This is a genomic window from Chimaeribacter coloradensis (assembly GCF_002858715.1).
In the GTDB taxonomy this organism is placed as follows: domain Bacteria; phylum Pseudomonadota; class Gammaproteobacteria; order Enterobacterales; family Enterobacteriaceae; genus Chimaeribacter; species Chimaeribacter coloradensis.
Genome location: NZ_PJZH01000007.1, coordinates 125,528 through 148,429, shown reverse-complemented (window position 1 = coordinate 148,429; position 22,902 = coordinate 125,528). Strand labels below are relative to the sequence as shown.

The window sequence follows — 22,902 nt, the reverse complement described above, 5'->3', positions numbered from 1 at the left end:
ATATCGCCAGGCCGGGCGGCCTGGCGGGAAGGGGCTATTTCGCGGCCAGCACCGCGTCATGCAGGTTGAGGCGCTGCCAGAAGTTCTGCTCGCCCGCGCCGCCGGAGAGCGGGTAGCCGTCCGCCAGGGCGGTGTGGCGCATCAGCGCGCGGCGCTGGGTGGCGCTGAGCTGCGGCAGCGGCGCTTCCAGCAGCACTTCGGCCCCGGCGGGCACCTTCAGCGGCGTTGCCGCGGCGGTGGCTTTCGGCAGGTCATAAGTCATGGTGAAGCGGTAGAAGCTGCGCATCGCCGGGGCGGTGTAGGGATCATCCTGCCCCTGCGGCGCGGCGCATTCCGCCAGGCTCATGCCGCACGCCTTTTCCAGCGCGGTGCGCAGCTCGCTTTTCGCCTGCTCAAACAGCGTGCGGTAGGCCGGGTCGTTGAGGTAGTGGGCGACATTGCGCTCCGCCACCATGCGCGAGCCCATCACATCCAGCGGGTAGTGCACGCCCAGCACCACGCGGGAGAAGCCGTAACGCGCGCCGCGGTCCAGCAGCGGCACAAAGCGCTCCGGGATCATCTCCGCCATCAGCAGCGCGTCGGTGTAGCCGGTGTTGGTGTGGCCGCTGGGGAACGCGCCGCCGTCAGCGGTGTAGGGGTGGCCGTCGCCGATCACGACTGTGTCCGGCACCAGGTGGATAGTGTTGCCGGTTTGCAGGAACGGGCGCGCATAGCTGAAATGTTTTTTCGCCGCGCCGGTACTGATTTCGCTGGCCTTGATCAGCGCCGCCGCCTTGCCCAGTTCACCCCTGTCATAGGCGGTCAGGAACGCCTGCCCAAGCCGTGGGCCGAGGGCGTCCGCCAAGAAATAGAGGTAGCTGATCCCTTCGGCATCGGCCAGGGCCTGATGGCGCTCGCCCTGGGTGGCGTCGCGGTTGATGGCGGTTACCGTCTCCAGGCTCTGCGCCTTGACGGCGGCCGGCAGCGCGTTGAACGGTTCCAGCAGCGCGATCCCCGCCTGCTGGTTGGCCTGGGTACCGAAGTCATAGCCGCTGGCCTTGAGCCAGGCGTTGTCCGCCTGCTGCTGCTGTTTCGCGTGTTCGAGCTGGTCACGGCTCAATCCAGGAGCCGCGCCCTGAACCGCGTGCTGCAGATCTGCCAGAATGGTGGCCTCCAGCGACACAAATGCCGGGGAATCCGCCGATGGCGTGGTGCTCTCCACTACCGGGGTCAGGGAGGTTATGGCCGGGGCGGCCACGGCGGTCTGGGCGGCCAGCAACGCGCCGGCGATCAACGTGCGGGAAAAGCGCATGATTTAAGTCCTTGTTAAGTTTACCTTGCCGCCAGCAGGGTACCCCTCACAGATGACGTTTTTATGTCAGTCACGCCCCGCCATAACCCGCCTACAGCCAGCCGGCGCGCCGCAGTTTCAGGTAGAGCCAGAGACAGCCCACCACGGTGATGCCGATCGTCAGCGGGTAGCCCCAGGAGGTATCCAGCTCCGGCATATCCTTGAAGTTCATGCCGTAGAGGCTGAACACCACCGTGGGCAGGGCGAGGATCGCCCCCCAGCCCGCCAGCCGCTGCACCACCTCGTTCTGGTGCACCGACACCAGCGCCAGGTTGACGTGGGTGGCGTTGGTCAGCATTTCGCGCATGTCATCGGTCTGCATGATCACCTGGTGCGCGTGGTCCTGCACGTCGCGCATGTAGTCGCGTAACTGCTTGGGCAGCAGGCCGTCGTGGTGCAGCAGCTGGCCGCAGATGTCCTGCATCGGCACCGCCGCATTGCGCAGGGAGAGCAGGTGGCGGCGCAGGTGGTAGACCTGCCGCACCGCTTTCTGGTTAAACTCGGTTTTGAACATCTGCGACTCAATCTCCTCAAACTTGCTGGAGAATTCGCCGACGATGCTGAGGTAATTATCCACGATGAAGTCGAGCACGCAGTAAAGCGCGTAGCCCGGCCCGCGCGCCAGCTGCTCCGGGCACTGCTCGGCGTGCTCGCGCACCTGCGCATAGCTGGAGGAGGCGCCGTGGCGCACGGTGATCAGGAAATTTTTGCCGTAAAAGAGGTGGGTTTCACCATATTCGATGCGGTCGCGGATCTTCTGCGCGGTATGGGCCACGATGAAAAAGGTGTCGCCGTACTGTTCAATCTTGGGCCGCTGATGGGCGGTGAGGGCATCCTCAATCGCCAGGTCGTGCAGGTTGAACTCCTGCTGGATGTGGCGCAGGTAATCATTGTCCGGCTGCCACAGCCCGAGCCAGATAAAGGTCTCCGGGTCGGCCAGCATCCCGCTGATGTTCTCTGAGGTAACTTCGCCCACCGCCTTGCCGTGGCGGTAAGCCATGCTTCTGACCACCTGTGATGATGGCTTCTGTTGTTCTTTATTCGGCTGCATAACGTCCTACGCTGTTAAGAAATAAAAGATTCCCTCCACAGCGTAGCCGGTATTGGTGCCCTTTGCGTGGCGGCAAGGTAAGCAGGCGTGGCAAGGTGTATACATTTATTACACCCGGCGCTTAGACGGCTTCCGGCAGCATCAGCGCACTCAGCGCCTCCGGCAGCATCGGCCGGGCGAGGTGGAAGCCCTGCACCCGGTCACAGCGGGCGCGGCGCAGCCAGTCCAGCGTGGCGGCATCCTCCACGCCCTCCGCCACCACCACATAGTTGAGCCGGTGCAACATGCCGATCACCTGTTCAACGATGATCCGGCAGTCGGCATCGTAGTGCAGCGGGCGGATCAGCGACTGGTCTAATTTAATCACCTCCACCGGGATGCGCTTCAGGTAGGTGAGGTTGCTGTGGCCGTTGCCGAAATCATCCAGCGCCAGCACAAACCCCGCCTCCCGCAGCCGCCGCAGGCAGGCCATAGCCGCCGGGCTGCCGAGGAGCTTTTGCGTCTCCAGGCACTCGATCTCAAGGTCGGCCGGGGTCAGGCCGTGTGCGTCCAGTTGCACCATCAGCCGCTCAACAAAGTCCGGCTCGGCAAAGTTACTCACCGCCACGTTGATCGCCACCGGGAGCATAATGCCCTGGTTGCGCCACTGGCGGAGCTGCCGGGTCGCCTGCGCAATCACCCACTGGGTCAGCGGGCGGATAAGGGTCGTGTTCTCCGCCAGCGGCACAAACTGCCCCGGCGAGACCGCGCCGAACATCGGGTGCTGCCAGCGCAGCAGCGCCTCCGCGCCCACCGCCTCGCCGCTCAGCAGATCAAATTTCGGCTGGTACATCAGGTAGAGGCCGGTATCGCGGTCCAGGCACTCCACCAGGTCGCTCAGCAGGCGGAACGCCCGGCGCTGCGCCTCGTCACTCTCCTGGCGGTAGGGCAGCAGCACCACATCCTGCTCGGCGGCGTCATGCAGGGCGCTCAGCGCCTTGCGCAGCACCTGTTGCGGTGCCTCCACCGGCACACTGAAGCCGGTATAGCCGATGTGCATCTCCAGCCGGATCGGCACCGGCAGGCTCAGCCCGCCCGGCAAGGATTCGGCGCACTGCATCAGCGTCTGCAACGCCGCTTCGCTCCGCGCCTGCGGCACCCACAGGGCAAAGCGGCCGGTGGCGATGCAGTAGATCTTCTCCCGCCCACAGAAGGCGCGGTGCAGGGCGTCACCGAGTTCACACAGCACCCGCTCCACCATCGGCATTCCCAGCGAGCGGCCCATTTCATAGGCGTAGGTGATGTCGATGCCGTCAATCAGGAACAGCACACAGTCCCTCGGCCCGCACTGCGCTTCATGCAGGTCGGCAATCAGCCGCTGGCGGTTCGGCAGGCCGGTGACGGCGTCCACCAGCCCCACGGCGCTGCGCGACTGCAACAGCGCCATCACCACGGCAGCCATCTCCTGCAACGTGCGGCACTGCGCCTCGCTGAAGGTGCGCGGCTGGTAGTCGATCACGCACAAACTGCCGATCGCCACGCCCTGATCGGTGGTCAGCGGCGCGCCGGCATAAAAGCGCAGCGGCTGCTCGGCCTGCCGGGCCAGCGGCAGGTCACGGAAGCGGGCATCCAGCCAGGTATCGGGGCAGACCAGTACCCCCTGGTGGTGCAGGGTGTGCTGGCAGAAGGCATCGTCGCGGGCGGTTTCATCCAGCGGGAAGTTGGTTTTGGCTTTGATGCACTGCTTTTCATCGGTGATCAGCGTCACCAGACAGGTCGGCATATCCAGCAATTTGCAGGTCAGCACAGTGATTTTATTGAGGATTTCATCCTGGGAAGCGTCAAGGATCTGCAGATCTTTTAACGCCTGCAAACGCGGTTGATCGTCCTGTCGGGTGGAGCTGAGCATGGTAGTTACCTTAGAGTCTAGACCGGTCATTACAGACGGTTATGCAGAAAATACAAGGAGAGCCGGAAAATAAGCGGCTAAAGCGCGGGGTAAGCCAAATTTTCCTGAGGAAATGCGGCGAATTTCTCTCTGTACGCGGCGCACCCCCGGCGGGGCGGAAAAAATGTGTTATACCTTTGAAACCTGCGCCGTCCGGCGCTTCTCTGGAGAAACACCATGCAGCGGATTGAGCTGACCCACTACCGTGACAGTGCCGGTGAGGCGATTGCCGGGTTGCAGGCTGACCTCGCCGCCCGCGGGATCGATCTCCACCTGCACCGTGCGCCGCCGGGCGCGCCGGTCACGATTGAGCTGACCACCCCGGCGCTGGTGGTGATCGCCTTCGCCCAGACCTTCCTGGCGGCGCTGGTGGGGGAGCTGGCGAAAGATGCCTACGACTGGCTCAAGCAGCGGCTCGGTACCTTTGCCCGTGAGGCAGCGGCCCAACAGCCGCCGCGCGAAGGGGTGATGGGCGGGGATGCGCCGCCGCTGGCGCTGGAGGCGGAGGCCGGTGACGCGCTGATCCGGCTGCTGTTCCCGGCCCATGACCCGGCCTTTGCCTATGAGGCGGCCGCCGCCGCATTCCTGGAATTTGCTGTGGCCTGCCGGGCGGGCCGCGCCACGCTGGATGACCTGGGGCCGGGGGCGGCGGAGCACCCGGACGGGGTGCTGCGCGTGCGCTATGACGCCGCCGCCGGGCGGCTGGCCTGGGTCGACCCGGTGGCCCCGGCGTTGCGCCGCCCGTAGCGCCTCAGAACCGTTTGTTCATGTTATAGCCGGTGACCTGAAAGTCACACGCCTCATAAAGCTGCCGGGCGCGCGGGTTGTCTGCCGCCACCCGCAGCCGCAGCTCGTGAATGCCTTCCCCGGCCAGCGCCGCTTCCAGCTCGGCCAGCGCCCGCCGCCCGTGTCCTGCGCCGCGGAACGGCGGCAGCACCAGAAAATCCATGATAAAGGCGTTGGCCTCATTGCGCTGGTACCAGAGGTAACCCACGACCTCGTGTCGGGATTCAATCACCAGCAGCACCTGCCGTTCGGTCTCGACGCCGTGCGGCAGCACCGCCTGCAGCGCCTGTTGCGCCTCAGCCTGCGCCCGCAGGGCATCAAACCCGTAATTGGCGCGGAGATCCTCTGCGTAATCCGCCAGAAACAGCTGCGCCCAGGGCGCAAATTCCGGCTCACTCATTTTTCGTAGCATGGCCTGACTCCGTGGGGTAAAAGCCCATTGTGGCGTGCCGCGGCCGGGGTTGTCGCGGGGTTTTGCCGTGGGCGCGGTGAAAAGCGGACTGCCGCCAAAAAAAAGCCGCCCCATCAGGGGCGGCGGAGCACAGCACGGCTGAATGCGGCGGGCAATCAGGCGCAGCGTTCCAGCGCAATCGGCACGCTTTTGTAGGCCGGGATGCCGCTTTCGTCGTCGTAGCTGTTGAGCGGCACCAGCGCATTGCCTTCCGGGTAGTAAGTGGCGACCGAGCCGGAAGCCATGTCGTGGACCACCACCGTCAGGCTCTCCATGCGGCGGTCAGTGGGGGTGCCGTCCGGGGCCAGCGCCACCACGTTCACCTTGTCCCCCACCCGCAGGCGGCGGCTCTCCGCTTCGTCCGCGCTGATGAACAGCACGTCGCGTCGGCCGGTCACGCCGCGGTAGCGGTCGTTCATGCCGTACAGCGTGGTGTTGTACTGGTCATGGCTGCGCAGCGTGGTCAGCACCAGATCGTGCCCCTGGGCGGAGCGCGGGTCTTCGTTGATGCCTTGCATCACAATAAACTGGGCCTTACCGCTCGGCGTGTTCCATTTGCGCTCAGAGGCGGCGTTGTAGAGGCGGAAGCCGCCGTGGTGCATGATGCGTTTGTTGAAATCCTTAAACGCCGGGAACACCGACTCAATCGCATCCCGGATGACGTGGTAATCCGCCACCATTCTGTCCCACGGCACCACGGTGTTGGGCAGAGAGGCTTTCGCCAGCGCCGCCACCAGCGCCGGTTCCGACATCAGGTGCGGCGAGGCCGGCTCCAGCGAACCGCGCGAGGCGTGCACCATCGACATCGAATCCTCTACCGTGACCGACTGGTCGCCCGAGGCCTGGGTATCGCGCTCGGTACGGCCGATCACCGGGAACAGGTAGGTGTGTTTCGCCACCGCCAGGTGCGAGCGGTTAAGCTTGGTCGCCATATGCACCGCCAGATCCAGCTTGCGCATCGCCTCGAAGCAGGTGTCCGGCTCCGGCATCGCCACCGGCAGGTTACCGCCGAGGCAGAACAGCGCTTTCGATTTGCCCTCATGCATCGCGCGGATCGCCGCCACCGCGCCGTGGCCATGCTTGGTCGGCGGCGTGAAGCCGAAGGTGCGCTCAATGCCGTCGAGCAGCGTCTGGTTCGGGATCTCGGTGATGCCGACGGTGCGGTCGCCCTGCACATTGGAGTGGCCGCGCAGCGGGCAGATCCCGGCCCCTTTTTTGCCGATGTTGCCGCGCATCAGCATCAGGTTGGCGAGCTGCTGCACGTTCTTGGTGCCGTACTGGTGCTGGGTGATCCCCATGCCGTAACAGAGGATGGTGCGCTCCGCCTTGGCGTAGAGGCGGGCGATGTGCAGGATGTCTTTGTGGCTCAAGCCGGAGATGCGCTCGATGTCGGCCCACTCAGTGGCCTCGAGGTCGGCTTTCAGTTCCTCAAACCCCAGGGTGTGGTCGGCGATAAACGCCTCGTCAATTACCCCCGGTTCACCTTTGCTCAGCGCCTCGTTGTGCAGCGACAGCAGGGATTTCATGATGCCTTTGACCATCGCCGCATCGCCGCCGACCCGTACCTTGTAGTAGGTGGAGGAGAGGCGGGTGGAGCTGAGTGTCAGCATCTCCAGCGGGCTTTGCGGCGAGGTGAAGCGCTCCAGGCCGCGCTCCTGCAACGGGTTGAAGGCGATGATGGTGCCGCCGCGTTTGGCGACTTCACGCAGGGTACCGAGCATCCGCGGGTGGTTGGTGCCGGGGTTGTGGCCGACGCAGAGCACCAGATCGCAGTGGTCGAAATCCTCCAGCTCCACGGTGCCCTTGCCGACGCCGATCGACACCGGCAGCCCGACGCTGGTCGGCTCGTGGCACATGTTGGAGCAGTCCGGGAAGTTGTTGGTGCCGTACTCGCGGGCGAATAACTGGTAGAGGAACGCCGCCTCGTTGGAGGCGCGGCCGGAGGTGTAAAATTCCACGCTGTCCGGGTCGTCGTAACCCTGCATCAGCGCGCCGATCTCACGGAAAGCCGTTTCCCATTCGATGACCTGATACTTGTCAGTGGCATGATCATACTTCATCGGATGGGTCAGGCGGCCTTCATTTTCCAGGTTAAAGTCGTGGCGCTCCCACAGCTCGCTCACCGTATGCTCATTGAAAAAGTCCGGCGCGGCACGCTTGCCGGTGGCCTCCCAGGAGACCGCTTTTGCGCCGTTTTCACAAAACTCAAACGACGAGGTGTGCAGCGGGTCGGGCCAGGCGCAACCAGGGCAGTCAAACCCCTGCGGCTGGTTCATCCTGAACAGGGCGATCACATCCTGTTTCACGGCCATCTGGCCGCGGATCGCATCCGCCACCGCTTTCAACGCGCCCCAGCCACCGGCTGAACCGCCATAAGGGGCAATCCCAATCGCTCCATTTTTCTCTTTCATTGTTTTGCTCTCACTCTTGCTCTTAAGAAATAGTCGCCTTTCAGACATCAGGGCTTTTTAGAAACGATTAGGAAAATTGTAGTGCATGTTAAGAAAATCGCGCGGAATGGCCGGGAATCGCCTGAAACCGATAAGCGCCGGGCATCGTTGGCGCGGGGAGGCTGGTTCGCCCCACAAGGATTTGTTACCGTAACCGCCCAGGGAGACGTGATGCCCGCTTTACCAGACACAATAGGGAATGTATGGAACTGACTGCCTTTTCTTTGCCGCCTGTGCGTTTTTCTGCCCGTCCGCTGGCGCTGGCCGCCCTGTTGGCACTGGCCGGCTGCACCAGCAAACCGAAAACGGAGACCCCGGCGCTGCGCCCGGCTGATGTGCGCGCCGAGGTGGTGAGCCTGATGCCGCCCTCCGCCGCAGACCGGCAGGGCTGGGCCACCGACATCACCGCTGCCTTTGCCGCCCAGCAGCTCACCCCCAGCCGCAGCAACCTCTGCGCGGTGCTGGCGGTGACGGAGCAGGAGTCCAATTTCAAGGCGGATGCGCCGGTGCCGGGGCTGGGCAAGATCGCCTGGAAGGAGATTGAGCGCCGCGCCGGGGAGAAACATATCCCCGCCTTTGTGGTGCGCACCGCGCTGCTGATCCCGTCTTCTAATGGGAAATCCTACAGTGCGCGGCTCGACAAGGTGCGCAATGAGAAAGAGCTGAGCGACATTTTCGATGACTTCATCGGCATGGTGCCGATGGGCCAGCGGCTGTTCGGCAACCTCAACCCGGTGCATACCGGCGGGCCGATGCAGGTGAGCATCGCCTTTGCCGAGGCGCACGCCAAAGGCTACCCCTATCCGGTCAGCGGCACGATCCGCCAGGAAGTCTTCAGCCGCCGCGGCGGGATCTACTTCGGCACCCTGCACCTGCTCGGTTACCCCACCGACTACCCGCAGCCGCTCTACCGCTTCGCCGATTTCAACGCCGGCTGGTACGCCAGCCGCAACGCCGCTTTCCAGCAAGCGGTAAGCCAGGTAAGCGGCATCCCGCTGGCGCTGGACGGCGACCTGATCCGCTACGACAGCGATACCCCCGGCACCACTGAGCTGGCGGTGCGCACGCTGGGGAAGACGCTGGATCTCAGCGAACGTGAGATCCGCCGCGCGCTGGAGCAGGGGGAGGAACAGGGCTTTGCTGACACCGCGCTCTACCGCAAGGTCTACGCCCGCGCCGATAAGCTGGCCGGGAAGCGGGTGCCGCGCGCCGTGCTGCCGGGGATTACGCTGGAAAGCCCGAAGATCACCCGTAAGCTCACCACCGCCTGGTTTGCCAACCGCGTCAACGATCGTTACCAGCGCTGCATGACAAAGGCCACATCCAGCTAATCGCCCGGCCGCAGAATCGCCTACGCTGTAAAGACATGCACAAACCACGAGAGAACCTATGTCACAGGTAACATTGCCGGAAACCATGACCTTTATCGCCATCACCGAGCCGGGCGGGCCGGAGGTGCTGCAACCGCAGACCGCCCCGGTGCCGCAACCGGCGGAGGGTGAACTGCTGGTGAAGGTGCACGCGGCGGGCGTTAACCGGCCGGACGTGCTCCAGCGCGCCGGCCACTACCCGATGAAGCCGGGCATGGACCCGGTGCCGGGGCTGGAGATCGCCGGGGAAGTGGTCGCCGTAGGCAGCAATGTCAGCCGTTATAACGTGGGTGACCGCATCTGCGCGCTGACCAACGGCAGCGGCTACTCTGAATATTGCACCGTACCCGCCACTCAGGCGCTGCCGGTACCGGAAGGGATGTCGATGGAGAGCGCTGCCGCGATCCCGGAGACCTTCTTCACCGTCTGGGCGAACGTGTTCGCGATGGGCAACGCCAAAAAAGGCGACAAGGTGCTGATCCACGGCGGCACCAGCGGCATCGGCACCACCGCGCTGATGCTCTGCCGCGAGCGCGGCATTGAGGCATTCGCCACGGCGGGCAGCGAGGAGAAATGCGCTGCGATCCGCGCACTGGGCGCAACGGCCATCAACTACCGCGAGCAGGATTTTGCTGAGGCGATCGCACAGCACACCGACGGCAAAGGCGTGGACGTGATCCTCGACATCATGGGCGGCCCCTATTTTGAGCGGAACATCGCCTCGCTGGCACAGTTCGGGCGGCTGGTGATCATCGGCTTCCTCGGCTCGGCCGTGGCGAAAGAGATCAACGTGATGCCGATTCTGGCGAAACAGGCGATCGTCACCGGCTCGCTGCTGCGCTCGCGCACCGCCGCGCAGAAAGCGGAGATCGCTGACGCACTGCACGAGCAGGTCTGGCCCGCGCTGTCCGCCGGCCGCTGCCTGCCGATGATCGACAAAGTCTACCCGCTGGCGCAGGTCGCCGACGCCCACCGCCGCATGGAAAACGGCGAGCACATCGGCAAGATTGTGCTGAAGGTGGCGGAATAAAGTTTTCCTTCCCGCCCAGAGTTATCCACAATTTCTGTGGATAAATAGGCGGTGAGGATGTGGGTAAGCGGGAAAAAGGCCACAGGCCGTGGCGCGCAGCCCGCGCCCCGGGCGGTATAGCGACGATCCCGGCCGGTGGGATAACGGGCCGGGATCGGCGCATTCAGCCGGGTTAAAATTTATCCAGCGGTAACGGCCCCCCCGCGCTGCCCGGCAGTTTACAGCCCGAGCGGCAGCGCGGTGTAGGGCTTGATCTCTTTTAATACAAACGACGTTTCCATCTCTTTGATGCCCGGCAACCGCCGGATCACCGCCATCGCAAAATCTGAATAGTGCTCCAGATCCTGCGCCACCACCTGCAACAGGAAATCGGCGCTGCCCGCCGTGGCGTAACAGGCGATCACCTGCGGCAATTGCTGCACTTCCGCCTCAAACCGCAGCGCTTCCTGTTCGCTGTGGCTGTCTATTTTAATGCGGATAAACGCCAGCAGCCCCAGCCCCAGCTTTTTCCGGTCAAGCTGCGCCCGGTAACCGGTAATCAACCCTGTCTCCTCCAGTTGCCTGACCCGCCGCCAGCAGGGCGAGGGGGCCATGCCCGCCGTCTCCGCTAATGCCTGGTTGGTGATGCGGCTGTCCGCCTGAAGGGCGTTCAGCAAGAGCCTGTCCTGACGCGTCAAAGCCATGAAATTATTTTCCTGTGAAAAAGGGGATACCGGTTATTCTTACCACAAACCTGCATATAAGGGGTGAGAAAGAAAATTTTTACCCGGCACGGCGGCTTACACTGGTTCCAGACGTTAACCCCGCAGGAGAGTGTGAAAATGAGTGATTACCGTGTGGCCATTATCGTAAACCCGGCACTGCCGGTGGGGCTGGTGGCCAATACCGCCGCCACCCTGGCGGCCGGGCTGGGGGCGCGCCACCCGCAGGTGTTTGGCGGCAAACTCACGGACGCCGCCGGGCTGGAGATTGATGTCAGCTCGAAACTGCCGATGCCGGTGTTGCAGGCGGACGAAGCGACCCTGCAGGCGCTGCTGAAACGCAGCGAAGGGGCGAATGCGATCAAAGCGGTGGTGGTTTTCCCGGCCTTCGCCCGCCGGATGCACGATTTCAACGAGTACGGGCAGGCGCTGCCGGAGCGCACCCTCGCGGGGGAAACGCTGGACGGCATTGCCCTCTGCGGGCCGAAAAAGTGGGTCAGCTCCCTGACCGGCGCGCTGAAGTTACTGCGTTAGGAACCGGGGCATCGGCACACACCATATGGGCAGCGATGCACCCGTGTGGCTACCGGCGGACAGGGCCAGGCTTGTTGCCCAGGCTATTTTTTACTGTCTTTTCCGGGAGATCAGGGTGCGCATCCTGCTCCTGAAACGCATTGGGCAGGTGGGCAGGTATTTTTTTTAAGCTGGCCAACAGACTCTCTTCTTCTGACGTTATCAGCGAATAATCCTGCCCATCAGTAAAATGTGTCAGGCGATTTTCGTCATCATAACGCGGCCTGAATGTAGAGAGGGTGGCATTACGTTGGGTGATATCCATACGTGTCAGGGTGAAATCGTTCGGCAGGGCAATATTTTTCCCCAGCGTCTGAAAATAGCTGATAAAGCTATTACGGAGACCTGTAGGGATAACATTATCATTCGGGAAAACAATCTCTTCTATCTCACCCGCCGCATTATAAGTACATTTTAATGTATAAATTTTCTGCTTTTCATCTTCAATCGTTAGTGTCGAATGCTGGATTTTCATACACGCTCCTTGATGAATTAATGATGTTCTTAAAACAGGCGATATTTTCTTCCGCTGACAGAGTACACCCGTGCTGTACCGATTCTGAATATCATCTTGTTACATCTTGCAAACACTCCGGCAACTCCTGATAATGCGCGGTGATAATGATAACAGTTATCATTTCTTTTATCAGGGACTCTGCAGATGCACGCAACCATAAAAAAAACAATGCTGTCCAGCCAGATTGTTCTGGCCCTGGCGGCCGCAGCCGGGGCGGCGAACGCCGCAGAACAGGGCGCAGCCACCACACAACAGGCACAACAGGCACAACAAACACAACAGGCACAACAGGATGACACGCTGGTGGTCACCGCCAGCGCGCCGGAGAGCACCTTTAACGCCGGGAGTAATGACCTGGTGCCCGCCTACCTGGACGGGCAGATCGCCAACGGCGGCCGCCTCGGTTTCCTGGGCGAGCAGAAAGCGGAAAACGTGCCGTTCAGCATCGTCAGCTACACCAGCAAACTGTTGCAGGACCAGCAGGCGCACACGCTTTCCGACGTGCTTGATAACGACGCCTCGGTGGAGAGCAGTTACGGCTACGGCAACTTCTCAGAAAACTATGTGATACGCGGCTTCTCCCTCGCCACCGATGACATCTCCTACGGCGGCCTGTATGGCGTGCTGCCGCGCCAGATTGTCTCGACTTTTTTTGCCGAGCGCGTGGAGCTGCTCAAAGGCTCCAGCGCCTTCCTGAACGGTGTGCCGCCGGGCGGCACCGGCGTGGGCGGCAATGTGAACATCGAACCCAAACGGGCCGACGCGTCGCCGCTGACGCGCGTTTCGCTGGACTACACCTCCGCCTCGCAGGTCGGCGGCTCGCTGGATCTGGCGCGCCGCTTTGGTGAGGATGACCGCTTCGGCGCGCGGGTCAATTTGATTCACCGCGAAGGCGAAACGGCAGTGGATGGCGAAAAACGCCGCCTCACCGGCGGCAGCCTGGGGCTGGACTACCGCGGCGACCGGTTCCGCGGATCGTTGGATATGGGCGTGACGCACCAGACGGTGCACGGCGGCCGCCCGGTGGTCTACACCGGCAGCATTACCCGCATCCCGGATGCGCCGTCCGCCACCACCAACTACGGCCAGCAGTGGGCCTATACCGATCTCGAAACCGAGTTCGGCATGCTGAAAGGCGAGTATGACGTGGCGGACAACTGGACGATCTACGGCGCGCTGGGGGGCAGCCATAACCACGAATATGGCAAATACAGCTCGCCGACGCTGGCCAATGACGCGGGCGACACCACCATGAGCCGCATGACCGTGCCGTACTTCTCGGACAACGTCTCCGGCAACACCGGCATCCGCGGCACCTTTGACACCGGCGCCGTCAGCCACAGCGTCAATATCGGCTATTCCAACGCCTACACCAAAACCCGCTCCGCCTACACCCTGACCTCCGCCACGGTGCGCAGCAATATCTACGCACCGGTGGCGCAGAGCGAGCCGCTGACCAACCGCTTCTCCGGCGGCGACATGGGTGACCCGCACGTGCGCAGCCGCACCCGCAACCAGGGCTACGCGATCTCCGACACCCTGTCAGTGCTGGATGAGCGGGTGCAGCTGATCGCCGGCCTGCGCCGCCAGAGCATCGCGGTGCGCAACTACGGCTACGACGGCGTGGAGTCCGGCACCTTTGATGAGACCAAAGTGACGCCCGCCTTTGGGCTGGTGCTTAAGCCGTGGGAGAACGTCTCCTTCTACGCCAACCACATTGAGGCGTTGCAGGCCGGGGAGAGCGGGGCCACCACCTACAACGGTTTGCGCGTCAGCAACGGCGGCCAGACGGCGGGGATCATCACCTCCAAACAGGATGAGATCGGCGTGAAAACCGATTTCGGCCGCGTGGCCGCCTCGCTGGCGCTGTTTGAGATCACCAAGCCGGAGAGCATGTACCAGCTCTCGGGCGACCACTACGACTACGGCAACTACGGCGAAGTGCGTAACCGCGGGCTGGAGCTGAATCTGTTCGGCGAGCCGGTGTATGGCGTGCGCCTCAACGGCAGCCTGACGCTGCTCGACCCGAAAATGACCAAAACCCAGGACGGCACCTACGACGGCAAAAAAGCGGTCGGCGTGCCGCGCTACCACTGGGTGGTCTCCGGCGAGTATGACCTCCCCGGCCTGGCGGGCGTCACCGCCACCGGCAAGCTTATCCGCACCGGGTCCCAGTACGCGGACGAAGCCAACACCCTGCAACTCCCGGCCTGGACCCGCCTCGATCTGGGTGTGCGTTACGACATGCAGCGCACTGAAAACAACATCGTCTGGCGCGCCGGGGTGGAGAACGTCACCAACGAGCACTACTGGGCCTCTGCCGCCGGCGGCTACCTCACCCAGGGCGACCCGCGTGAGCTGAAGCTCTCCATGACAGTGGATTTCTGATGTGACGATAAATAAAAAAGCACCCGGCCGGGTGCTTTTTTTATGGGCTGACGGGCATCAGCCGCCATAGGCGAGGGCCAGTTTGGCGAAGAAATCCTCCAGCACAAAATGTGGATCGATCTGCTCATAAACACGGAGGGTACGCGCCGGGTTACCTGCGCCGTAGCTCAGGTCAGCATTGATCACCGGAGCGGGGCGGGTCTGGTAGCGGTATTCGTGGTCATCCAGCAGCAGGCCTACCGCCGGGTTATCACCCAATACCCATACCTCACTTTTCGGCCACGGCACCCCCTTGATATGCTCTGAGGCCCACTGGTTAAAGCCGATCAGCTGTTGCCACAGGTAGCGGCCGGGTGCGCCCTGCGGCCTGACCTTGGCGGCCAGTTCCGCCAGCGATACCCGCATCGACATATAGACGTTGTGCGGCACCTGCCAGAGTGCGGCCTGTGAACGCATCAGCGCGTCTGCCGCGCGCGGGTCATTGTAAAGGTTGTACTCCCAGCCACCTGCCGGGTAGGGGTTACCACCAATCCACACCACCGTGAGCTTGCCGGCAATCGCGGGCCGGGCTATCAGCGCCTGGGCGACGTCTGTGGCCGGGCCGAGCACCAGCACAAACAGTGGGCGGGCATCATCCCGCTCCGCCTCAGTGATGATCGCCCGCGCGCCCTCGCTCAGCCCCGGCGTGCGGGCATCCAGCGGGCGCTGCGCACCGTGGAAAAGCGGGGCATCCGCGCCCATTACCTTCAGCAACCGCTGCAATTCCCCGTAGCTCTCCGGCTCAGTGGGCTGGTGGTTGCCAAGCATGGCTGCGGTGCGGGTGTAATGCGCGGCAATCAGCCCGCGGATCGCAAAGGTCGGTGTCAGCAGCGCATGGGCCACGGCGAAATCGTCATCGGCCTCATTTTTGGCGTCACTGCTGATTATCACCCGCAGCTGTTTGGCCGGATCAGGCGTAAAGGGCAGCGGCCTCCCCGGCATTGCTGAGGCACCAAAAGCGGCCAGCAGGGTAAACATCACTATCAGTACACGGATCATCGGTGCTCCTTAGAATGAAATAACGGTTTTCAACCCGGTGACCCAGGCATCCTGCGTTTCGCGCACGCCGCCGGGGTGGTGCCAGTATTGCAGGCCGGGTTGCAGCTCCAGCCAGCCGACAGGGCGGAAGCGGTAGTAAAGCTCAGCGTTGATCGAATGCCCCGGCAGCGGGCTGTAGAGCGCGTTGCCGTAGTCCGTCACGCCCTGCACCTCATTCTGGTACGCCTGGTTACGCGCGTAATGGTTGCTCATTTCGATATAGCTGACCCCCAGGCCGAGCCAGTCGTCGGGGCGGGCATCAAACAGGCCGCGGTAGCGCATCGAGGCGGCAGTGGTGTAGTGGATGTAGGTGCTGCGCGGGTCGGCGACACCCAGGCTCCAGGAGAGGCTCATGCCGCGGTCCGGGTCACCGCCGCGCTGCGTCACCTGCTGGTTCAGGCCGCTGTAGAGGAACCAGGTGCGGTGGTATTCCGCCTGCGCCCGGTAGAGGTCGGTGCGGGTGGCGTTGTTAAACAGCACACCGAGGTTATAGGCCCCCGGCAGGCCGTTGACGTGGGTGCGCGCCTCCAGCTCCAGCGGCAGCAGCATCCCTTTGCTGCCCTTGGTTGACCAGCTCCAGGCGTGGCTGCGGTCGGCGGCATAGCTGTTCTGCTCCATGATGCCGCCTTTGAGGGTCAGTGCCGGTGTCAGGCGGTAGGACAGCGTGGTGCCCCAGGTGTGGACGTTCCAGTTATTCCAGCTCAGCGAGTTGGCTGATTTGCCGCCGCACTGCGTCAGCATCTGGAAATCGCAGGGGATAATCTGGTCGAAAGTCTGCACTTTGTTCATCAGGCCGACGCGCCAGGTGAGCCGCCGCTGGTCGAAGCTGCGGGCGAAGGTCAGCCAGCCGAGGCGGGTGATCGACTGGCCGCCGTAGCTCTCCTGCGCCAGATCGTTGAAGTTGACCCGGTTGTCCTGCAACCGCTTCAGGGTGAGGTTGTCGTTGTGGTTACGGTTGACGATGTTGCCCTCGATCTGCGCGTCCGGGATGCCGGTGTAGCGTTCCAGATCCTGGGTGAAGGTCAGCGAAAACTGGTCGATGTAGGCGGCGTGGCTGTCGTGGTTATAACCGCCGCCCGCGTTCAGGGCGAGCTGGCTCAGGTAGCCAAGCTGGTAGTTGAAGCCGTGGTTGGTCAGGATCGGGCGGATGCCGAGCATCTCGCCAAGCAGAGGGGCGGGCGGGGCCTCAAAACCGAGCACGGTGCCGTTCCACGCGGGGGTCACGGCCGGGGCGGCGGCGCTGAATAGCAGGGGGATCAGTAAAGCGGCAGATGGTATTTTCATTGTTATAGCCCTGTCAGGGGTGAAAAAAAGGCAATGCGATCCCTGGCCGCGCGTGCAGCCGAAAAAAGGGGGCCGTGCCGGGTAAGGGGCAAAAAAAAACCCAGACCGCCAACCCCCTGGTCAAGGGGTGGTGGTCTGGGTTTTGCCTGCGGTGCAGTAGCAATCCGACGCCGCGAATCATTCACCAGCTGAATAAAATTCGCAAGGCAGCCGCGCCGGAACCGTGATTGCGGTCGCGGTTTACGGCCCGCTTACCCCGCCAGCCGGGGCGCAGGGCACCCCCTCACTTATCCCAGCGCCTCAATCTCCGCTTTGCACTGCATCAGCGCCCGCAGCAGGCGCTCTTTATTGTCGTTGAACCGGTACGCCGGGACGGCCAGCGAGACGGCGTAACGTTCGTTGGTGCCCGTGCGCAGCGCCACCCCCAGCCCACAGACGCCGCCTGCGTGCTCCTCATGGTCGGTGGCGTAACTCTGCGTGCGGATCGCGGCCAGCGCCGCGGGTAACGCCTCCGCAGAGAGGCTTTGGGCGGTGCGTGGCGTCAGCGGGGCGGTGAGCAGCGTGCCCAATTGCTCCGGCGGCAGCGCGGCCAGCAGCGCTTTGCCGTGGGCGGTGGTGTGGATCGGGAAAGCGGTGCCGATCGGCGAGATCACCCGCAGCTCCTGATCGGAGGCGTATTGATCCACCGAGATCGCGTGCAGGCCGCGGAACACGCAAAGATCCACCGTCTCGCGGGTGCGTTTTCCCAACGCCTCAACCGCCGGGCGGGCGAGGGCGGTGATGTCGGTGTGCGCCGCCGCCGCCAGCCGGGCCATCGCCGGGCCGAGGCTCACGCCGCGGTCACCGCTGCTGACAAACTGCTGCGCCTCCAGCGACCCCACCAGCCGGTGCACCGTGGTGCGCGGCAGGCCGCTGAGGCGCGCCAGCTCAGAAAGGCTGACGCCGTGAGGCCGGGTTTCCAGCACCTTTAACAGCAGGGCGGCGCGGGCGATCACGCCCGATTCAGTATCACTTCCCACGGGTTAGTCTCCTTTAAACGTTGACATTTTAAACAACGGGCGCACACTTATACCACTATTCGGAATTACCATCCACTATTCGGACAGCCTGGACACCCTATGCCCTCAGCCTCCCTTGAGACTTCCACCCGCCCGGCGAAGACCGGGTTATCCCCCGCCGGGGCCTTTACCCTGCTGGCAATCGCCTGCCTGACCATTATGGTCGGCTGCGTGATCGTGCCGGGGCTGCCGACCATCGCCGCGCATCTTCACATGAGTGAAGCGGCGGGCTGGCTGGTGACGCTGCCGTCATTGGGCGTGGTGCTGCTCGGGCCGCTGGCCGGGGCCTGCATCGCCCGGCTCGGGGCCTACCGGGCGCTGGCCGTGGGGCTGTGCGCCTACGGGCTGCTGGGCGCGGGCGGCGCGCTGCTGCACGGGCTGCCGCTGATCGTCGCGGACCGGGTGCTGCTGGGCGGGGCCACCGCGCTGGTGATGGCCGCCGGCACCGGGCTGCTTTCGGCCTTTTACCAGGGGCCGGCCCGGCTGACGATGATCGCCCGGCAGGGGATGTCGATTGAGCTGGGCGGGGTGATTTTCCTGTTTCTCGGCGGGGTGCTGGCGACGCTGGGCTGGCGCTGGCCGTTCGCGCTCTATCTGGTCGCCTGGCTGTTTCTGCTGATGCTCTGGGCGTGGGTGCCGCGCCCGCCGGAGGCCGCAGAGGCGCACGCCCCGGCGGGCGCTGCCGGGGCGCTGTGGCGCGTCTACGCCGCGGCCTTTTTTGCCATGGTCTGTTTCTTCAGCGCCGTGATCACCCTGCCGGTGCGCCTGCATGTGCTGGGGCTGGGCGAGGCGCAGACCGGCTATTTCCTCTCCTTTGTCTCGCTGGTGGCGGTGGCGGCCGCCTGGCGGATGCCGCGGGTGGTGGCGCGCGCCGGTGAACGTGTGACGCTCGCGCTGGCCTTTCTCGCCTACGCCGCCGCGCACCTGCTGTTTGCCGTGTCGGCGGCGCTGCCGCTCTCTGTCACGGGCGGCGTGCTGCTCGGCCTGGGCTTTGGCCTGTCGGTGCCGCTGGTGAACCACCAGACAGTGGCGCAGAGCCACGCCGCCGCGCGCGGGAAAAACCTGGCGCGGCTGTCGATGGCGATCTTCTCCGGGCAGTTCTGTGCCTCGTTTATGGCGCTGCTGCCCGGCACCCAACCGGCGTTCTGGGCCACGGCGCTGCTGGCGCTGCTGCTGGCACCATTGCTGGCGCGGCGGTAACGGGGCGGCATTCAGGCGAGACGCCCCCCGGATAAGCCTTTAAGATAGGGCCGCCAATAGAGGGGAGAGAGAATGCCAAACACCATGCCCGCCCGGCGCGGCCGCCCGCTGGTACCGGAACAGGAACTGCTGGATAAGATCCACGCGACGACCATCAGCCTGCTGCAGGCGCGCGGCTATGAGGCGACCACCATCGATGAGGTCGCACGTACCGCCGGGATGGCCAAAAAGACCATCTACCGCTTTTATGCCAACAAAGACAGGTTGATTGAACAGGTGATCCTGCTCTGGTCAGCGTCGATTGTGCCGCTGCCCGGTGAAATACCGGCGAGCCGCGACGCGGTGCTGCCGCAGCTGGAGCAGATGCTCTGCGCGCTGGCGCAACGGGTGCTCTCCGCCGAGGCGGTCGCGCTCTATAAGCTGTTGCAGACGCCGTTCACCGGCCGCGAGGCGCTGCTGGCGCTCTACCGTGCCAAAGGCATCGACAACGCCCGGCGGCTGCTGCGCGAGTGGTTCGCCACACTGCGGGCGCACCATCTGCTCAACCCGCACTGGCAGCCGGAGGACGGCAACCACCTGCTCTCTATGGCGATTGCCGCCCCGCTGCGCGATATGGCGCTGGGCGTGCTGCCGCCGGTGCCGCAGACCGACCTGCGCCCGCACATCCGGTCGGTGCTGCACTTTGTGGCCCCGCTGCTGCTCACCCCCGCCCCGGCGTAAAACAGCTGGTTACACATTTTCAGTGTGCGGCGGCATCGGCCTGCGTTAAAACCAATTAGGAAACAAAATACGTTTCCTAATTCGCCGGAGGCCGCCGCGCCTCTGTGCCTGGCTTTGTCACAGGGAGAGAGCATGATGTCCAATCGCAGAGAATTTATCCGTTCGGCGGCCGTGACCGCCGTGGCCGCGGGCAGCGGCCTGTTGTTGCCGGGGGCGGCGCGCGCCGCACCGCAGCCGGCCCCTGTTCCGGTACCGGCCGCGCCGCGGCGCATCATCGCGCTGGAGGAACACTTTATCCTGCCGGAGTTTGTTGATTATCTGGCAGAAACCAAACAGAACATCCGCCCGGCGCTGTTTGATAAGGTGGTGCCGATCCTCTCGGACTTCGGGGCGCGGCGGCTGGAGGTGATGGATAAAAACGGCGTGGATTTCGCCGTGCTGTCGCTCTCCGGGCCGGGGGTGCAGATCGAGCCGGACAGCGCGCGCGCCGTCGCCCTGGCACGGCTGGCCAACGACCGGCTGGCAGAGGAGGTGGCGAAACAGCCCACCCGTTACGGCGGCTTCGCCCACCTCGCGTTGCAGGACCCGAAAGCCGCCGCGGATGAGCTGGAGCGCTGCGTGAAACAGCTCAATTTCCAGGGCGCGCTGGTCAACGGCGAGACCAACGGCGTCTACCTCGACGACCGGCGTTACGACATCTTCTGGGAGCGGGTGCAGGCGCTGGATGTGCCCGTCTACCTCCACCCCGGCAACCCGCCGGACAAATCGCACATGTACAGCGATCACCCGGAGATGTGGGGGCCGGTCTGGAGCTGGGCGGTGGAAACCTGCAGCCATGCGCTGCGGCTGGTGTTCAGCGGGGTGTTTGAGCGCTTCCCGCGCGCGCAGGTGATCCTGGGCCATATGGGCGAAACCCTGCCGATCCAGCTCTGGCGGCTCGACAGCCGCATCGCCATCAGCAACACCACCCATACGCTGCCGCACCCGCCCTCTTACTACCTGAAACAGAATGTCCGCCTCACCACTTCCGGCGTCTGCTCGGACAGCGCCCTGCGCTGTGCGCTGGATGCCTTCGGCAGTGAGAATGTGATGTTCTCCATCGACTACCCGTTTGAGGACAGTAAAACCGCCGTAGCATGGCTTAAACGGGCTGCCCTCACTGACAGCGAGCGCCACGCGGTGGCCAGTGGCAACGCTGAGCGCATTTTACACCTGGCCCCGGAGAAACAAGGAAAAGCATGAAAAGCAGAACGTTAGCCTGCCTCGCCGGGCTGATGGCGGCCACCGCCGCCCACGCACAGGCACCGGTCACCACGGCGCAGGGCCAGGTGCAGGGCAAACCTGACGGTGCCGCCACCGCCTACCTCGGGATTCCCTATGCCGCGCCGCCGGTGGGGGCGTTGCGCTGGCAGCCGCCGCAGCCGCCCGCACCGTGGCCGGGCGTGCGGGCCGCCACGCAGTTTGGTGCCGCCTGTATGCAGACGCCGCCGGACAAGGGGCCGGAAGCGGCGCTGGCGCAGCAGCCGATGAGTGAAGACTGCCTGACGCTCAACGTCTGGCAGCCGCAGCAGGGGAAGCGCCTGCCGGTGCTGGTCTGGATACATGGCGGGGCGTTCCGGCTCGGGGCTGCCTCATTGCCGCTCTATAACGGCGCGGCGCTGGCGGCGCAGGGGGCGGTGGTGGTAAGCCTCAACTACCGGCTGGGCATTTTCGGCACTATCGCCCACCCGGCGCTGGGCGCGGACGGCGGCAATAACTACGGCCTGCTGGATCAGATGGCGGCGCTGAAGTGGGTGAAGCAGAACATCGCCGCGTTCGGCGGTGACCCGGACAACGTCACGGTGTGGGGCGAATCCGCGGGCGGGGCGTCAGTGGGCTACCTGATGGCCTCGCCGCTTGCTGCGGGGCTGTTCAACAAGGCGATTATGCAGTCCGGGGCGATCGATCTGCCAGAGGCGTCGCGCCCGCAGGCGGAAGCGGTGTTCGTTCAGGCACTGGCGAAGGTAACGGCCCCGACGGCGCAGGCGCTGCGCGCACTGCCTGCCGCGCAACTGCTGGCGCTGCCGCTGCCGGGAAGCGCCACCATGCCGTTTATCGATGGCCGGACGCTGACGCAGCATACCCGTGACGCTTTTGCGCAGGGGCAGACCCGGCGCGTGCCGTTGCTGATCGGCAGCAATGATTATGAGGCGGGGTTCTTCCCGCCGCCGTGGCGCGCCTCCGTCCCGGCGCGGCTGGGGGAGGCGACGTGGCAGCAGGCGCGGCAGCTCACCGACGGCTACGGCAGCGGACAGGATGCGCTGCGCGCCGCGCAGATCGCCACCGACAAGTTTGCCACCGTCAACACCCGCGCGCTGGCCACCGCCTCGGCGCAGCACGGCCTGCCGACCTGGCGCTACTACTTCCGCTACCTGCCTGCGTCACAGCGGGGCAGCCAGCCCGGCGCGATCCACACGGCGGAAATCCCCTATGTGTTCGGCACGCTGGACACGGAGATGACGCCGGACGCCGCCTCCCAGGCGCTGTCGCGGGAGCTGATGGCACGCTGGCTCGCCTTTGCGCGCAGCGGCGCGCCGAACCCCAGCGGCTATGCCGCCTGGCCGCCTTACCGCCCGCAGGGGCAGGGGATATGGCAAATCGGCAACAACGGCAGTGAGGCGATCGCGGAACCGGCCCCGGCGCGCCTCGATTTTCTTGAGGCGCAAACACAGTTCAGGATGAACTAACGGCGCACGGTTTTCCTCAGCCGCTGCCAGAGCCGCGCGCCCCGGCCGCTGGTCACCAGCGCCACCAGCGCGGCAAAAAACAGCGCGGCGACCAGCGCATGCAGCAGCGGGTGGGGGCGGTGGCTGAACAGGGTCAGGTTCACCAGCGAAAACAGGGCAAGGGCAAAGAGGAAATTGAGCAGGAAATGTTTGCGCGGTGCGGTCATAAAGCCTTGTGTCAGCGTGCGGAGACCCGGCGCGGGGCCGGGTGTCTGTTAAATAGC

At 64.3% G+C, this 22,902-nt stretch carries 20 protein-coding genes; 9 read left to right on the top strand and 11 right to left on the bottom strand.

Going from position 1 to position 22,902, the window contains the following annotated elements; all coding sequences use genetic code 11:
• Positions 1-34: 34 nt before the first annotated feature.
• The 3 genes from CYR32_RS09875 to CYR32_RS09865 form a co-directional block, all read right to left on the bottom strand.
• Complete coding sequence (locus CYR32_RS09875; RefSeq protein ID WP_101824223.1) at positions 35-1,291, bottom strand: acid phosphatase; 1,257 nt, start codon at positions 1,289-1,291, stop codon at positions 35-37.
• Between the two features lie 91 nt (positions 1,292-1,382).
• A complete protein-coding gene (locus CYR32_RS09870) occupies positions 1,383-2,330 on the bottom strand; it encodes a magnesium and cobalt transport protein CorA (RefSeq protein ID WP_241523799.1) in 948 nt (315 codons plus the stop codon).
• A gap of 172 nt (positions 2,331-2,502) precedes the next feature.
• Positions 2,503-4,269, bottom strand: a complete 1,767-nt coding sequence (locus tag CYR32_RS09865) for a sensor domain-containing diguanylate cyclase (protein WP_101824221.1) — start codon at positions 4,267-4,269, stop codon at positions 2,503-2,505.
• A gap of 216 nt (positions 4,270-4,485) precedes the next feature.
• On the opposite strand from CYR32_RS09865, the gene CYR32_RS09860 reads away from it, so the two are divergent.
• Positions 4,486-5,055 carry a hypothetical protein gene (locus CYR32_RS09860; RefSeq protein ID WP_101824220.1) on the top strand — a complete coding sequence of 190 codons (570 nt, stop codon included), beginning with the start codon at positions 4,486-4,488 and terminating at the stop codon, positions 5,053-5,055.
• 4 nt (positions 5,056-5,059) lie between these two features.
• Here CYR32_RS09860 and CYR32_RS09855 read toward each other — a convergent pair whose 3' ends face one another.
• Positions 5,060-5,506, bottom strand: a complete 447-nt coding sequence (locus CYR32_RS09855; protein ID WP_165698217.1) for a GNAT family N-acetyltransferase — start codon at positions 5,504-5,506, stop codon at positions 5,060-5,062.
• Between the two features lie 155 nt (positions 5,507-5,661).
• On the bottom strand, positions 5,662-7,956 hold the full coding sequence (locus tag CYR32_RS09850) for an FdhF/YdeP family oxidoreductase (protein ID WP_101824218.1): 2,295 nt from the start codon (positions 7,954-7,956) through the stop codon (positions 5,662-5,664).
• Positions 7,957-8,198: 242 nt separating this feature from the next.
• Here CYR32_RS09850 and CYR32_RS09845 point away from each other — a divergent pair, with 242 nt between their 5' ends.
• Complete coding sequence (locus CYR32_RS09845; RefSeq protein ID WP_101824217.1) at positions 8,199-9,326, top strand: DUF1615 domain-containing protein; 1,128 nt, start codon at positions 8,199-8,201, stop codon at positions 9,324-9,326.
• A gap of 85 nt (positions 9,327-9,411) precedes the next feature.
• The gene (locus CYR32_RS09840) at positions 9,412-10,395 is read left to right on the top strand and encodes an NAD(P)H-quinone oxidoreductase (protein WP_101824216.1); all 984 of its coding nucleotides are present in this window, start codon (positions 9,412-9,414) and stop codon (positions 10,393-10,395) included.
• Between the two features lie 218 nt (positions 10,396-10,613).
• Here the strand turns inward: CYR32_RS09840 and CYR32_RS09835 are convergent, their stop codons facing one another.
• Positions 10,614-11,078 carry an Lrp/AsnC family transcriptional regulator gene (locus CYR32_RS09835; protein ID WP_101824215.1) on the bottom strand — a complete coding sequence of 155 codons (465 nt, stop codon included), beginning with the start codon at positions 11,076-11,078 and terminating at the stop codon, positions 10,614-10,616.
• 138 nt (positions 11,079-11,216) lie between these two features.
• On the opposite strand from CYR32_RS09835, the gene CYR32_RS09830 reads away from it, so the two are divergent.
• Entirely contained in the window at positions 11,217-11,630 is a 414-nt protein-coding gene (locus tag CYR32_RS09830) for a DUF2000 domain-containing protein (RefSeq protein WP_101824214.1), read from the top strand.
• A gap of 49 nt (positions 11,631-11,679) precedes the next feature.
• Here the strand turns inward: CYR32_RS09830 and CYR32_RS09825 are convergent, their stop codons facing one another.
• The gene (locus tag CYR32_RS09825; protein ID WP_101824213.1) at positions 11,680-12,144 is read right to left on the bottom strand and encodes a hypothetical protein; all 465 of its coding nucleotides are present in this window, start codon (positions 12,142-12,144) and stop codon (positions 11,680-11,682) included.
• A 186-nt stretch (positions 12,145-12,330) separates the two neighbouring features.
• On the opposite strand from CYR32_RS09825, the gene CYR32_RS09820 reads away from it, so the two are divergent.
• Entirely contained in the window at positions 12,331-14,574 is a 2,244-nt protein-coding gene (locus CYR32_RS09820) for a TonB-dependent receptor (protein WP_101824212.1), read from the top strand.
• Between the two features lie 57 nt (positions 14,575-14,631).
• On the opposite strand, the gene CYR32_RS09815 is transcribed toward CYR32_RS09820, so the two are convergent.
• From CYR32_RS09815 to CYR32_RS09805, 3 genes are all read right to left on the bottom strand, one after another.
• Entirely contained in the window at positions 14,632-15,612 is a 981-nt protein-coding gene (locus tag CYR32_RS09815; RefSeq protein ID WP_101824211.1) for a nucleoside hydrolase, read from the bottom strand.
• A gap of 9 nt (positions 15,613-15,621) precedes the next feature.
• Positions 15,622-16,935 (bottom strand): carbohydrate porin, encoded by a 1,314-nt coding sequence (locus CYR32_RS09810; RefSeq protein WP_101824210.1) that lies wholly within the window; start codon positions 16,933-16,935, stop codon positions 15,622-15,624.
• 287 nt (positions 16,936-17,222) lie between these two features.
• On the bottom strand, positions 17,223-17,954 hold the full coding sequence (locus CYR32_RS09805) for an IclR family transcriptional regulator (RefSeq protein WP_101824209.1): 732 nt from the start codon (positions 17,952-17,954) through the stop codon (positions 17,223-17,225).
• 99 nt (positions 17,955-18,053) lie between these two features.
• Between CYR32_RS09805 and CYR32_RS09800 the strand changes: the two genes are divergently transcribed.
• The 4 genes from CYR32_RS09800 (at position 18,054) to CYR32_RS09785 (ending at position 22,639) form a co-directional block, all read left to right on the top strand.
• Positions 18,054-19,193, top strand: coding sequence for an MFS transporter (locus tag CYR32_RS09800; protein ID WP_101824208.1), 1,140 nt, complete (start codon positions 18,054-18,056; stop codon positions 19,191-19,193).
• Between the two features lie 72 nt (positions 19,194-19,265).
• The gene (locus tag CYR32_RS09795) at positions 19,266-19,913 is read left to right on the top strand and encodes a TetR/AcrR family transcriptional regulator (RefSeq protein ID WP_101824207.1); all 648 of its coding nucleotides are present in this window, start codon (positions 19,266-19,268) and stop codon (positions 19,911-19,913) included.
• A gap of 135 nt (positions 19,914-20,048) precedes the next feature.
• Positions 20,049-21,155, top strand: a complete 1,107-nt coding sequence (locus tag CYR32_RS09790; RefSeq protein ID WP_101824235.1) for an amidohydrolase family protein — start codon at positions 20,049-20,051, stop codon at positions 21,153-21,155.
• Positions 21,152-22,639 (top strand): carboxylesterase/lipase family protein, encoded by a 1,488-nt coding sequence (locus CYR32_RS09785; protein ID WP_101824206.1) that lies wholly within the window; start codon positions 21,152-21,154, stop codon positions 22,637-22,639. The genes CYR32_RS09790 and CYR32_RS09785 overlap by 4 nt, the downstream gene beginning before the upstream one ends.
• Here the strand turns inward: CYR32_RS09785 and CYR32_RS09780 are convergent.
• The gene (locus tag CYR32_RS09780) at positions 22,636-22,845 is read right to left on the bottom strand and encodes a hypothetical protein (protein WP_101824205.1); all 210 of its coding nucleotides are present in this window, start codon (positions 22,843-22,845) and stop codon (positions 22,636-22,638) included. The two genes, CYR32_RS09785 and CYR32_RS09780, sit on opposite strands and share 4 nt — an antisense overlap.
• Positions 22,846-22,902 lie beyond the last annotated feature (57 nt).